13 protein-coding genes are annotated in these 13,082 nt (G+C 69.3%); 7 read left to right on the plus strand and 6 right to left on the minus strand.

Going from position 1 to position 13,082, the window contains the following annotated elements:
* Positions 1–6: 6 nt before the first annotated feature.
* The gene (locus KOI47_RS01025; protein ID WP_216212790.1) at positions 7–1,002 is read right to left on the minus strand and encodes a hypothetical protein; all 996 of its coding nucleotides are present in this window, start codon (positions 1,000–1,002) and stop codon (positions 7–9) included.
* Positions 1,003–1,205: 203 nt separating this feature from the next.
* Here KOI47_RS01025 and KOI47_RS01030 point away from each other — a divergent pair, with 203 nt between their 5' ends.
* Positions 1,206–1,547: a DUF3024 domain-containing protein gene (locus tag KOI47_RS01030; protein WP_216212793.1), complete on the plus strand. Its 342-nt coding sequence runs from the start codon at positions 1,206–1,208 to the stop codon at positions 1,545–1,547.
* Positions 1,548–1,577: 30 nt separating this feature from the next.
* Positions 1,578–1,778 (plus strand): PIN domain-containing protein, encoded by a 201-nt coding sequence (locus KOI47_RS01035; RefSeq protein ID WP_216212796.1) that lies wholly within the window; start codon positions 1,578–1,580, stop codon positions 1,776–1,778.
* Here the strand turns inward: KOI47_RS01035 and KOI47_RS01040 are convergent.
* Positions 1,768–2,019 carry a DUF397 domain-containing protein gene (locus KOI47_RS01040; RefSeq protein WP_332461439.1) on the minus strand — a complete coding sequence of 84 codons (252 nt, stop codon included), beginning with the start codon at positions 2,017–2,019 and terminating at the stop codon, positions 1,768–1,770. The two genes, KOI47_RS01035 and KOI47_RS01040, sit on opposite strands and share 11 nt — an antisense overlap.
* A gap of 227 nt (positions 2,020–2,246) precedes the next feature.
* On the opposite strand from KOI47_RS01040, the gene KOI47_RS01045 reads away from it, so the two are divergent.
* From KOI47_RS01045 to KOI47_RS01060, 4 genes are all read left to right on the plus strand, one after another.
* Positions 2,247–5,024, plus strand: a complete 2,778-nt coding sequence (locus tag KOI47_RS01045; RefSeq protein ID WP_216212801.1) for an AAA domain-containing protein — start codon at positions 2,247–2,249, stop codon at positions 5,022–5,024.
* 98 nt (positions 5,025–5,122) lie between these two features.
* Positions 5,123–6,514 carry a DUF6880 family protein gene (locus KOI47_RS01050; RefSeq protein ID WP_232376475.1) on the plus strand — a complete coding sequence of 464 codons (1,392 nt, stop codon included), beginning with the start codon at positions 5,123–5,125 and terminating at the stop codon, positions 6,512–6,514.
* Between the two features lie 111 nt (positions 6,515–6,625).
* Positions 6,626–6,811, plus strand: a complete 186-nt coding sequence (locus KOI47_RS01055; RefSeq protein WP_216212803.1) for a hypothetical protein — start codon at positions 6,626–6,628, stop codon at positions 6,809–6,811.
* A gap of 69 nt (positions 6,812–6,880) precedes the next feature.
* Complete coding sequence (locus tag KOI47_RS01060) at positions 6,881–8,491, plus strand: DUF1841 family protein (protein WP_216212806.1); 1,611 nt, start codon at positions 6,881–6,883, stop codon at positions 8,489–8,491.
* Here KOI47_RS01060 and KOI47_RS01065 read toward each other — a convergent pair.
* Positions 8,443–8,622 carry a hypothetical protein gene (locus tag KOI47_RS01065; RefSeq protein WP_216212809.1) on the minus strand — a complete coding sequence of 60 codons (180 nt, stop codon included), beginning with the start codon at positions 8,620–8,622 and terminating at the stop codon, positions 8,443–8,445. The two genes, KOI47_RS01060 and KOI47_RS01065, sit on opposite strands and share 49 nt — an antisense overlap.
* 224 nt (positions 8,623–8,846) lie before the next feature.
* Here KOI47_RS01065 and KOI47_RS01070 point away from each other — a divergent pair, with 224 nt between their 5' ends.
* Positions 8,847–10,097 carry a serine hydrolase gene (locus KOI47_RS01070; protein ID WP_216212811.1) on the plus strand — a complete coding sequence of 417 codons (1,251 nt, stop codon included), beginning with the start codon at positions 8,847–8,849 and terminating at the stop codon, positions 10,095–10,097.
* Positions 10,098–10,157: 60 nt separating this feature from the next.
* Here the strand turns inward: KOI47_RS01070 and KOI47_RS01075 are convergent, their stop codons facing one another.
* The 3 genes from KOI47_RS01075 to KOI47_RS01085 all read right to left on the minus strand — a co-directional run bounded on the left by KOI47_RS01075 (position 10,158) and on the right by KOI47_RS01085 (position 13,082).
* Complete coding sequence (locus tag KOI47_RS01075; protein ID WP_232376476.1) at positions 10,158–10,985, minus strand: choice-of-anchor P family protein; 828 nt, start codon at positions 10,983–10,985, stop codon at positions 10,158–10,160.
* 42 nt (positions 10,986–11,027) lie between these two features.
* Complete coding sequence (locus KOI47_RS01080; RefSeq protein ID WP_216217007.1) at positions 11,028–11,792, minus strand: L,D-transpeptidase; 765 nt, start codon at positions 11,790–11,792, stop codon at positions 11,028–11,030.
* A 456-nt stretch (positions 11,793–12,248) separates the two neighbouring features.
* Complete coding sequence (locus KOI47_RS01085) at positions 12,249–13,082, minus strand: alpha/beta hydrolase (protein ID WP_232376477.1); 834 nt, start codon at positions 13,080–13,082, stop codon at positions 12,249–12,251.

The following is a 13,082-nucleotide window of genomic DNA, read 5'->3' on the forward strand; positions in this document are numbered from 1 at the left end:
TCCTGGTCAGGCGGGCGTATGAAATGTACCACTAGGGAACATGCGGCCGTTTGTCTTTGTCTCGAACGAACTGTCGCCGGACATGCTCAACGATGCCTCAAACGCGACCAGCATGTCCTTGAGGCGAATAGTGCGACTCAGAATCTCGTACCCGCCTTCTACGGCCTGGTATACACGATATGCGGCATGTGCCGCGGTGAAGATGTTAAGGCCGGGAATTTCGACAGTTCCGGTGGCTGCAAGGGCTGCTATTCCTGCCTGAATGCATCTGTCGATCCAGTTGCTGACCTCGCCCGAGAGGAAAATAAATATCTCGTAAGAACCTTCGGCTACCTCGATGAACTGATTGCACAAGTATCGATTTACATCGTGCTCGCCGCGTAAGCCATCTACGATCTTTTCAAGATGATCGTACGCGGCTGAGGATGCATTGCCGGTCCAGTCATCTTGCCCTCGTCTAATGTAGTCGTCGATGTTTGCTGCCACGTCCGAGTACGCCCAGGCGGCGTTTTTGAATTCCAGTGGATCTTCATCCAGAACACATTTAATCAGTTCACGAATCGCCGGTCCCGCCTTCATGAGGTCGGACTCCAGAGCGGGCTTCCAGCTCAGCTGCTCGTCGTACGAAGGTGGCTCGACCAGTCGACCCCTGGCGTCGGAAAGATCTGTGTAGGGCGCGTTGGGCGCATCGATCGGTGCGACATCGCCAACGCTGAACGGGACATCGTGCTTGTGTCGGGGAAGTGTGGCATCCACCTGTGCCGCGCTGCCATGTTCGGTGCTCGCGTAGTACTCCTGTGCCCTGGTCAGGGTGTCGCCTGCCTGGCTGCAGCACGTCTGTGCCACTGTTGCGCGATTCATGTTGCGATATTTGACGCTCTCGGCTCGCTCTCTGATGCCTTGTAGTTCGGGCAGGCCGGTAAAGGCGCTAGTGTTGATCTTGTAGAAATGGTTGGACAGGTCGTACATTGCTTCGGCCTGCCGCTCCATACCGGCTGCCATCTTGCTCAGTGCGCCTACGTCAACCTGAACCCGGGCAATTCGGTCCTCCCCACCTACGCCGGTCGCGAATACCGGAAGTCTAGCGCCGGTTACTCGGCGTACGCAGCCAACTCGGCTCGCCGGTGGGGCCGGTCACCTGACTGGTCGGATGGTCGGCGGACCCACCTTGGCTACTCATTGAGGCACGCGGTATCACTGTGGGTATGTCGCCGATCCCGGAACTTCAACAACGTCAGATCGACAGGTGGTGCGAGCGGCGGGCCCGCACCGATGATCGAGGCGATGTGCGGTTCGAAACACGGCGACGCGGCGGCAGGGTCACCATTGTGCAGCGGCGGCCGCCATGGCCGTACGAACCAGGCGCGGACTGGACCATAGAGCCGATCGCGCAGTTGCGCTGCACAGCCGACTGCCAGTGGACCCTGCACTGGGTCGACCGGCACGGCAAGTGGCACCGCTTCCCGGAGACGCCGCCGGAGTGCAGCCCGGTGCCCCTCCTCGACGACATCGAGCGCAACCTCAGGGGCGGCTACTTCGGCGACTGACCCTCGGCGGTGAACCTCCCGGGCTCCCCGGTGCCATCGCTGACTGCGCTGACGACCGGGGAGGTCCAGCGCGGGGCGCAACGTTGCCGCAAGCGGGGTGACGATCCACAGGCGATCCGGCTGGAGGAGTGGCTGGCCGCGATGACCCGGCAGTTCGCCGACCACATCATGCCGATGACCGACGCCCTGATCGCGGCGAGCACGCGGGTGTACAACCCGTTCAGGGGGTGAGCTGCTCGGGATCCCGGCGCGGCAGGGAACGGATCCGATGCAGGAAGGCCCGCCACTCACCCGGGGCGAAGACCAGCGCTTCGCCGGTGGCCGGAGAAGGGCGGTCGCTGTCGTCCAGGATCACGTAGGCCATCCGATGGGACACCCGGATGGACCGGCTACCCGCACTCCGGCTCGGCATGCGCCAAGATGTCGCATTACGGTCCACGCCCGGCGCGCTCGACTTCGTCCCGATCGCCATAAGCGGTGGCACCCCCGATCAGTACCCACGATGCGTGGCGAAACGATCACTTTACGTTGAATATCGTGCCATCGGTCCAGGTGTGCGGCCAACCGAAGCGCCCACCCCGTACGGGTGTTTTCGGTTTACTCGCCGTCCTCTACTCCATTCGGCTTACGCTCTGTACGCGGAACGATACTCTTGGTTTACTCGCTGGAGATCGACCAGCCGAGCACCGGGGGGTGGGAATGACCGATTGGCGGCAGGACGCTGCCCGTGCGGTCGACGCTGAACGCGATCACGCCTGGCACGCCGGCGAGTGGAGCCTGCTCGGCAGCCCCGCCCCCGGGGCGGAGCCCGGTCAGTACACGGTGGACCTGCGCGGCCGCCGGTTCGGCCTGGACAATCTCGGCGCGATCCGGTTGGCCGGGCGGGACGGTCCCCAGCGCGGGCCCTCTCTTCCGGCCGAGGAAGTGCGTGCGGCAGGCGGCGTCCTGCGGTTGCGGGTCACCGGTCCGATCCCGCCGGAGTGCGACCGGGTCTGGGCGATGACGCAGTCCCCCCGGCAGTTGCTCGGCCGGCTGGCCGGACGGCTGCGCGCGACCGGCGAGGCGCCGCTGGCCGACCGGCTCGCCGCGGGTGAGCTGGACCCCGCCCCGGACATCGGCGTGGCGGCGTCGGCCGGGCTGCTCGATGAGCAGGCCGAGGCGTACCGGGCCTGCCACGCACCCGGCCTGCGGCTGGTCTGGGCCCCGCCGGGCACCGGCACCACGCATGTGCTGTCCGCCGCCATCGAAAGCCTTGCCAAGCAGGGAAAAAGGATCCTGTTTGTATCCGAGGTGGACTCTTCGGTGCAGGCGGCCACCGAGAGGCTCGGACGACAGGTGACCCGGATCGGCGTGGCGGGCCTGGTCGGCCCGCCCCCACCGTTGCCTGCCGAGCAGGAGCGCGAGATCGAGGCCGAGCGGGCCGCGCTGGACGCGGATCTCGCCGAACTGGACCGGGCAGGTGCACGACTCACCGAGCTGGACGCCGCCCTCGTCGGCTATGACCACACCGCCTTCCTGGACGCGGGACGCCGGATCGACAACGCCGAACAGCTGGACGGTCTGGAGGCCGACCTGGCACAGGCGGACCACCGGCATGCCGCCGCGGCCGCGGAACTGGCCACCGCGCAGGAAGGACTGCGTGCCGCCCGCGCGGCCTGGGAAGAGGCGGCCGAGGCCAGGACCCACCTGGAACGGGCCGGGGACATCGCGGGAAAGCTGCGCGAACTGGACCAGAATCTGCGCGAACGCACGGTCGCCAACTCCGGGACCGACCGCCTGTCCCGGGCGGAACGCAAGGCATTGCGCAGCGGTACCGCACGACATGACCGGCTGCGGGCGGAAATCGAGGCCTGCCGCGATGCGGCACTGCCGCACACCGAGGACGATCTCGCCGCGCTGGACGCGAACCTGGCCGCCGCCGAGCGGGCGCTGGACCTCGCGGCCCGCACCGAGAGCGGCGCGCGGACCGCGGCCGACCTGCTGCGCAGGCGGCTGGAGCTGACCAGGGCCGCCGGCATCGCCACCGAGCAGGACCGCCGGTTCCACGCCGCCTGCCTGCGGCACGGCCTGCCGGATCGGCATCAGGAACGGGAGTTCGTCCGTGCGCGGGTCGAGGACACGGCGGCCAGGGACCGGCTGACCGACCGACTGCGCTGGCTCGCCGAGCGCCGTGCCGAACTGCGGGCGGCTGCCGAGGCCGAGACCATCCGCACGGCTCCGGTCATCGCGACCACCATGGCCAGGGCCTACGCCGACGAACGACTTTCCGGGCTGCGCTTCGACGTGGTGCTGGTCGAGCACGCGGCCGCCGCCCGGCTGGCGGAGATCCTGTTTCTCACCTCCCTTGCCGAGAGCACCGCCGTACTGTTCGGCGACTTCCGCCAGCCCGGGCCGGTGGTGCGGCCCGCGCAGCTGCGCGCGGCGCCCGAGGTGCGCCGGTGGTCGGGTACTGAGGTGTTCGGCCACTGTGGAATCACCTCACCCGGGGAAGCCTCGGCACATCCCGGATGCGTCACGCTCACCCGCCAGTTCCGGTTCGGCGGCCCGTTACGGGCTCTCGCCAACGAACTGCCTTACGAGGGGGTACTGCGGGCTCCTGAAATGTCCATTCCGGACACCGAGCTGGTGCTGGTGGACACCTCGATGCTGCCCGAGCTGACCACCGTGCACCGCACCGGCGCCAGGGCGGGATGGTGGCCTGCCGGGCTGCTGCTGGCCAGGGCACTCGCCGAGCGGCACCCGGCGGAACTCGGGGTGGTGGCCGCCTCCAGCGCGCAGGCCGCGGTCAGCCTCGCGGCGGTGCGCGAGCTGGACCCGCCGGTGCCGGTCGGCACCACGCACACCTGCCGGGAGATCGACACCCCGGTCCTGCTGTTCGACCTGGTGGACGGCGGGCCGCGGGCCCGCCGGTTCGGCGCCGCGATCAGCCGCGCCGGCACGCGGCTCTACCTGCTCGCGGACCTCGGCTCGGTGCGGGCCGCGCCGGAAGGCACGCCGCTCGCGGCGGTACACGCCCTGCTGCGGGACGGCCGGATCACCGTGCGCGGAGCGGACAGCCTGCTCGACCTTGCCGATGCCGACGATCTCGCGGCCCGGCTGACCGGCGCCGAGGAATCCCTGTGGTTGTCCCTGCCGTGGATCGGCGGCGAGGACGCGGACCTGCTGCCGTTGCTGGCAGGCACCGCGCGCCGGGGCGTGGACGTGCACGCGGTGCTGCCCGCCGCGGACCGGGTCCGGGCCCGGGAGCTGGCGGACTGCGGGGTCACCGTGCACACCGGCACGCCCCAGCGGAAAGTGGCCGTGGTGGACCGGCGGACCATCCTGTTCGGCGCGACCCACGAGCCGAGCGGGTGCGAGGTACTGATCACCTGCCCGGCGGTCAGGCTGGCCAAACGAATGCTCGCCGAGCTGCACGCCGCACCGGAAGCCGGTCGGCAGCCCGCGGCCCCGGCCCGGCCTGACCTCGCGATTCGATGATCACCCGGCAGGTGTTGACGTTACGTGTTCGGGATGGTCCAAAAGATAACGCTCCTGGATGACGGCTTCAGTCGTTCGAGTGCGGCACGATGGTCCATGTGGCCCCCACCCCCGACCTGCGCACGTACCTGCGCTCGCTGAGCGCGGAGACGCTGGCCGGGCTGCTGTACGAACAGGCCGAGCGGGATCAGGGACTGCGCGCGGAGCTGGAACAGCGGGCGGCGCGGGACTGCCACGGGGACAGCACCGTGGCCGCGGCGCACAAGCTGCTGGACGACGCGCCGCCACGCAGCGGTAGCAGTGGGCTCAACGGCGACGGCGGGGGCGAGGGGTTCGACCACGCCACCACGATGAGCGCCGTGCTGGACACCATGCAGCGGTTGCTGGACGGCGGGAGCAGGGCGGACCTGGCCCCGCTGGCCCTGCGCACGGTGGACAAGCTCGGTGCGGAGCTGGGCGCCGACCCGGCCGGGACCGCCGGGTCCGAACTGGAACGCGCCATCGACCTGTACGCCAGGGCCTGCCGTGCCCACCCACCCGCGCCGGCGGCCCTGGCCGACTGGCTGCTCGAGGTCGCGTTCGAACGCCCGAACTGGCCGCGGATCGACCTGCCCCCGTTCGCCGGGGCGCTGGGGGAGTCCGGGCTGCGCCGGATCAAGTCCGCGGTGGACACCATGCTCGCCGACGACGCCTGCACCGGGCGGCGCCGGGAGACCGCCGAGCGCCTGCTGGAACAACTGGCCGAGACCTCAGGCGATGTGGACACCCTGGTCGAGATGCTGTCCAGGAAGCTGCCCCGGCTGGACGTGAGCCTGCGGATCGTCCGGGTGCTGCGCGGTGCCGGGCGGCATGCGGAGGCGATCGCCCATGCCGCGAGCGCGCTCGGGCCCGGTAAGGGTCCGCTGCGTGCGCCGGTGGTGGACGCGCTGGCCGAGACCTACCACGAGGTGGGTCAGGGGGACGAGGCACTTACCTTGCGCCGCAACGAGTTCCGCCGCGCCCCCGACTACGACGGCTACCTGGCGCTACGCGAGGCCGCCACCGGGCTCGGCTGCTGGGAGAGCGAGCGCGTGGCGGCCACCGAACTGCTCACCGCACGCGCGGCCGCCGATCCGACCGGGGCCGACGACCTCGTCCGCGCCCTGCTCGCGGAGGGGGAGGCCGAGCAGGCCTGGCAGGCCGCCGACCGCTACGGCGCCTCGCTGGAGCTGCGGCTGGAGCTGGCCAGGGACAGGGAGGCCGAAAACCCCGCCGAGGTGATCGGGGTTTACCGCTCCCATGTCGAGGAACTCATCGCACATCGGGACGTGGCCGGATACCGGCAGGCCGCACGGCAGCTTCGCAAATTACGAACACTGCACAAACGCGCGGACAAAGCCGAGGAGTTCGGCGCCTATCTCGCCGAGTTGATGGAAACTCACAAACGGAAGACCAGGCTGCTTGCCGAGGTTCGCAATGCCAGGATCGCGTTGCCCAAGGTGAGCAGGTAACACTCCCGGGCCGCTGGCGATAAGAATCGCATATCGCCAAACACCATAGCCGCCTTCCGATTATTCCGCAATCCCGATTATTCAACCCGTCCGCGAAACGGGGGTTCGATCATGTCCTTGATTCCCCACGCGCACCGGGCCCGATGGCAGGTCGTGGCGGCCGTCGTCGCGACCGTGGCCGTGATCGCCGCGGTGACGCTGGTGCTGGCCCTGCTGCCGGATCCGGACCGGCCCGACCTCCCGGTGCAGCGGGCGCCCAGCCCGGCCGTGCCCACGGCGGGGCCGCCCGAGCCGTGACCAGCCCACGGGCGCCCCAAGGACCCCTCCGCCGCAGCGGCCGCGGGCGGGCGATGTAAGCATGTACCCATGAGCCCGCAGAGTCGTGCCCGTAAGAAGAAGAGTTCCGGCCCGGCAGAACCCGCCGAGCAGGGGATGACCGGATTCTTCAAGGACGTGCTGAACGACTTCGGTTCGGTGCCCCCGGAGGCGGGGCCACTCGAGGTCGAGGTGCTCGGTTCCACCATGGTCGGTGAGTGGTGGGATCCGGAGGACGACCTGATCGGTTTCGAACTGATCGACTATGCCGGGCGCAAGACCTCCCCTGGCGCGGCCGCCCTGCTCGCCGCGCTGCGGGTGCTCGCGCCCACCGGCAAGCTGCGGGACGGCGCGGCCGACGCGCTGGGCGCGGTACTCGGCCGCGGTATCCCGGAACCGGACTGGGCGGCCGGCCTCGGCGAGGTCAGCCTCGGCGAGTGCTGGCAACTGGGTGACGCCTACGGCGAGAGCAGCACCCTGCTGGGCACTTTCGGTTACCGGGACGAGACCCACGGTGTGCTGGCCTACGTCGAGCACGGCGACGGGGTGGTCTCCGATGTGGCCGTTGTGGACAACCCCGAGGACGTGCTGGCCGGGATGCGCGAGGAGGAGGCCGAGCAGGAGGGCATCATCGCGCTGCGGCAGATCACCCCGGCGCGCTACCGGCGGTTGCTCGAGGACGGCCTGTCCGCCGTGGACAAGCTGGCTGATGTCGAGGTCAGCGCGGACTTCATGCGGTACCGCGCGCTGGCGATGGCGCGCTGCCGCCGGCTGCCGGAGCCGGAGCCGGCACCCGAGCCGGAGCCCGTCGGCGACCGGGACGCGCTGGTGGCGGAGTTCTTCCGGCAGACACCCGAGCTCGCGGACAACGAGGACAGCAGGCACTGCGCCCACCTGCTGATCGACTACGGCGTACAGACCGAGCCGGACCGGCCGCTGCGGGTGAGCCCGGACCGGTTGCTGTACTTCCTCGAGGAGTGGGTGCCGAACGAGCTGGAGCTGACCGAGGAGCAGGACGAGGTGCTGCCCGAGGTCGTGCTCGGCTGGGCGCACTGGGCGGGGACCCGGCAGGGACTGCCCGAGGCCGCGCTCAATGCGCTGGTCGAAGCCACCCGGGACTCGCTGGAAGGCGCCGACGCCGATCTGGATCTCTACCTGGACGCGGGCGAGGAGATCGAGGACCCCGAGGAACTGGCCGAACTACTGGAGCGGCGGAGGTTCGCGGTCCCGGACACCTTCGCCGAGATCGGTGACGAGGAGCTGGAGCTCGAACCCACGGATCCCGAGCAGCGGCGCCTGCTGGTGATCGGTGAGCACCCGGAGTACCACGACGCGCTCGGTGACGAGATCGGCGAGGCCGTGCTGCAGGTGGAGGACGGCGAGTTCGACGCGGCGGCCTACCTCGCGATGAAGGTGTCCATAGTGGATCAACTGTGGGACAACGAGCCCCCTGAGGTGTGGGCGGCCGCGAGCAGGCTGCGCGAACAGGGAGCCGAACGGGAGGAAATCCTGGATCGGCTGGTCGACGTGCTGGCCGGGGCGGCGGTGCAGGACTGGGACGGTGCCGAGGAAGCCGATCAGGACGAACTGCGGTTCGACCTTGACGAGTACCGTCAGGCGTTGGCCGAACTCGACGGCGTCCTGCCCGGCAGTTCGGACTGATCCTCCGCAGGCTTGCGCCTGCGCCTGCCGAATGCGTCGCCGAGGTCGAACACGTACGCGCCGAATGCCATGGCCAGCAGAACCGCAATGCCGAGGACAGCGCCGATCCAGGTGAGGATGGTCGCGAACATCGGTATGTCTCCCCCCGTTCCGGGGCCGTACTTCTCCATTCCAGGGTCGCCGGGCGCCCGTGCTGGTGGTATCGGCCAAGTGGTTAGTGCTGGGACCGCCCGATCGGCCGAACGGCGGAGTATGGTAACCGTATGCCGCAATGCTTGCGCCAACCGTGTTCACAAGGTTGGGTGCGCACATGCGCGGAGTAGCCAGAGTAGCGAGCGTAGTCGATCGCCGGTGCGTGCTCGGCACCCTCGGCGGCCTGGCCGCGACCGTGTTCGCGCCCGGAACCGGGGAGGCCGGGCCGCGGTTTCCCACCCTGCGGGAGGGCACCCCCGAGCAGGCCGGCCTGGACCCGGACGCGCTCGGCGCGCTGGATGAGGTGATCGCGGCGGGGCTGGGGCCCGGCCCGGAGTCCACCTTTCCCGGAGCGGTGCTCCTGGTGGCCAGGAACGGCGTGCTCGTCAAGCACACCGCATACGGCCACGCCCGGACGCACCAGGACGGCACGCCGCTGCGCAAGCCGGTGGAGATGCGCCAGGACACCGTGTTCGACCTCGCCTCCTGCACCAAGGTGCTGGCCACGACCGCGGCGATGATGACCCTCGTTGAGGACGGCCGGATCCGGCTGGACGATCCGCTCGCCCGCTGGCTGCCAGGGTTTCCCACCGGGATCACCGTGCGCAGGCTGCTCACGCACACCGCCGGACTGTGGGAGTGGCAGCCGGTCTACCTGTGGGCCACTCGCCCCGGAGCGGCGATCCACTATGTCAGCGGGCTGCCGCCGCGGTACGAGATCGGCGCGGGCAGGCACTACTCGGATCTCGGATTCATGCTGCTCGGCGAACTGGTGCGGCGCTGCACCGGGTTGCGGCTGGACGAGTACGTCCGGGTGCGCATTCACCGTCCACTGCGGATGGTCGCGACCGGTTACCGGCCACCGGGCCGGTTTCGGTTCGCCGCCACTTCGAACGGAAATCCGTTCGAGCGCAACATGATCGCCACCGGTGAGCCATATCCGATCCTCGGTGACCGTGGGGTGGACGACTTCCGCTGCTGGCGTGAGCACACATTGTCCGGTGAGGTCAACGACGGGAACGCGGCCTACGCCTTCCGCGGTGTCGCCGGGCATGCCGGGTTGTTCGGCACCGCGCGGGATATCGCGGTGTTCGCGCAGACCATGCTGAACGGCGGCGGGTACGGCACGCGCAGGCTGTTCTCGCAGGAGGTGGTCGCGGAGTTCACCAGCGACCAGTTCGAATCGGGGCAGGGACTGGGTTTCTGGACGCACCGGTTCCGCGGGGTGCCCGGGCTCGGTGACGGTGGCTTCGGGCACGCCGGGTTCACCGGCACCGAGTTCGCCGCCGACCCGGAAACCGGCCTGGTGCTGGTGTTGCTGACCAATCGCCAGCATCCGGACCAGCCCTATGCCGGGCTGGGGCCGACCTGGCTGGCCGTCCGGCAGGCGCTCGGCAGGGCGGTGCGCGGCTGAAAGCCCGAGTGGCCCCACCGGATCCGGTGGGGCCACCCCCGCGCCAGGTACCGGGACCGGTCAGCCGGTCACGTCGAGATGAGCGGGAACGGGGGTCGGCCGCGGTGCCATCCCGTTGGCGTCGGCCTGGGTGCCCGGTCCGCCCGCCCCGTTGCCGCCATCGTCGTCCGTCCCGCTCGCGCCATCGCCCTCGTCGGTGTCTGCGGGGTCGTCATTACCGCTGCCCGCGGGCGGGCCGGCGGGATCGGTCGGTTCCGGTGCCGGTTCCGGGGAGGCCGGCTGTCCACCGTCGCCCTCGCCGGGCGCGCAGGTCGCCGAGGCGACCTCGATGGCCTGTACCCGGTCGATCTTGATCGAGATCGCGGTGACCGTCACCGTGCCGTCCCCCTTCGTGACCTGCTTGTTCAGTACCACCGAGGCGACGCCCGGCACCTGTACCGCGGTGTTCGGCGGCGCGGAGACGTCGAGCTTCGTGTCCCCGAGCCGCGCCTCGGCCAGCGAGGAGGACGCCTTGCCCGCATGGCAGCTCGCCTGCACCGCGGTCGCGGACAGCAGCGGGGAGCCGAGGCCGAGCCCGGGTACGCCGCCGAGATCCGCCTCGAGCTCGGCCACGCTCGCCTTGGCCTTCCCCGGTCCGGCCTGCGCGTTCAGCACCCTGGCCCGGACGATCTTGCCCGGGCTGCCGAACTCGGCAACGGAGTCCTGCTGGAAACCGTTCTCGCTGGTGACGGCGGGGATCGGGTCGACCTTGAGCAGGCCGGTTGCGGACAACGCGAAGGCCGAATCCCCCGCGCCGGTGGCGCCGGCGGCCGGGACGAAGGCCAGGCCGGAGGTGAGCAGGGCGGCAAGCAGGCCCGCACCACGCAGGGCCGCTTTGTTGCTGGACAATGAACTGCCTTTCATGGTTGGAAACAGATTGACGGAGAACTGTCAGGCGATGTTCACGATGGTGCCGAGTGGCAGTTCGACGAGCCGGTCGAGCGCTTCCTGCGGCACCCTGATGCAGCCGTCGCTGTCCGCCTTTGCGGTAAAACCGTCGTCCGGCCAGGTGTGGATGCCGACCGTTCCAGGGCCGTCGCCGAAGGTTTCGTGCGCATCGGAATGCACGCTGAGCGGAAGAACGATCGGGCTGTAGGTGTTCACCGTTTCCTCCACCGAGGCGACGATGTAGGCGCGTCCCTTCGGAGTGGGGTACTCCGGCTTGCCGATGCCGATCTTCCACCGGCCAGCCTGCTCGCCGTTGTGTACGATCTCCAGGCCGAAGGCCGCGAGGTCGACGTTGACGGTGTACTCGTTGCGTGCGGTCTCCACCGGTGCCGCACCGCCCGCGTACACCCAGCCCGCCGAACCGTTCGGCCGGGAGGGCAGCAGGATCTTCTTCCAGTCTCCTCGTTTCGCGGTCACCGGAACCCAGGTCGGCGAGCCGACCTGCCGCGGGGGCAGCTTCGCGATGGGCGGGCCACCGACCCCTGCGTACACGACCAGATCCTCGGTGGGGTGGAGCACCTCGCCGGTTCCCGGGTCGGATGGATCGTCGGTTGCCGACTCGGGGACGTCGGCATATGTGGTGGATTCGGGAAGTTTGGTGAGTTCCTCCGCGCTGACCGCGACCGGTGCCACGGCTGACCGCTGTGGTTCATTTCCACATCCCGTCGCCAGTAAGGCCATACCGATCATTCCTGCCACGGCGGTCATCCGCCTTGCGCTTGTCCATAAGCGACTGTCGGCGGCCGGTACAGAAGTCGTTGTCAATGAGCATCCCTGTGCTGTCGTTACTGTCGGGGAGAGTGGTGCGAGTGAGAACGGCGACTCCGGTAATCCGGAATCGGTGGCCGCTATTGATAGCAGGGCGGTTCGGGTCGAGCAATGCCTCGGCTCGAGACATTTTCGCGCGGACAGGTATCCGCAACTGCGGAAATAGCCCATTTGGCCCAGCTGCACCGTCCTTGTCGAGACCACTCCTTTGGGTGAAGGCGTGTAACGCAAACAGTGTCCACGAGGCCACTTTGAGGTGCTATCCGTTGCGCAGTCGAGTGATCGTGTCGTTGTAAGACTACTGTGAGGAGATCGGTTCGCGGTTTTCGTGCCCAGTAGGGTGACTATTTTCCACTGTGGATAGAACCCGGCCGAAAGAATTTCGCCGACGATTCGTCAATCGGTGGAAGCGCGAACGATCGCATCGACGAGCAGCGGTCCGTCCAGCAGCACCGGATCGTTGTGCCCTGCCCCCGGCACCTCGACCAGCCTGCCTTCGCCCGCCCGTGCCACGGCTCGGCTCTGCCCTGGCGGGACGATGGAGTCGGCCGAGCCGTAGACGACCGTCAGCGGTGCCTGGCTCCGGGACACGTGCCGCAGCACCGGGTAGGTGTCCTTCAGCAGCAGGCGCACCGGAAGGAACGGGTAGTGCCGCTGCCCGACCGCGGCCAGGTCGGTGAACGGCGAGCGCAGCACCAGCGCGGCAGGCGGGTGCTCGGTGGCGAGTTCGGCGACCACCCCGGCACCCAGGCTCTCCCCGAAGTACACCAGGCGCTCGGTGGGTACGCCCACCGTGCCGACCAGGTAGTCCCGCGCCGCCCGGACGTCGGCGGCAAGGCCGGACTCGCTTGGCGAGCCGGGGTTACCGCCGTAGCCGCGGTAGTCGAACAGCAGTACCGCGAGACCACGCGCGCTGAGGGCACGGGCCAGCGGGGCCCTGGCCTGCCGGTTGCCCGCGTTCCCGTTGGCAACCAGCACCGCGCGCCCGTCGGCCCGCGGCCCGCGTCCTGGCAAGAACCAGGCCCCCAGCTCGAGGCCGTCGGTGGTGTGCAGGGTCACGTCCCTGCCGCCGGGCAGGACCTCGGCCGCGGCCGGAACCGGCCCGCCGGAGGGCAGGTAGATGAGCTTGCGCTGCCATGCGTACGCCCCGCCGAGCACCACGATCGCGATGGTGACGGCGATCGCAGCCGCGAGCAACAACCGGCGTCTCAGCGGTCGGTTCCATGCCAC

Source organism: Amycolatopsis aidingensis (assembly GCF_018885265.1).
GTDB lineage: Bacteria > Actinomycetota > Actinomycetes > Mycobacteriales > Pseudonocardiaceae > Amycolatopsis > Amycolatopsis aidingensis.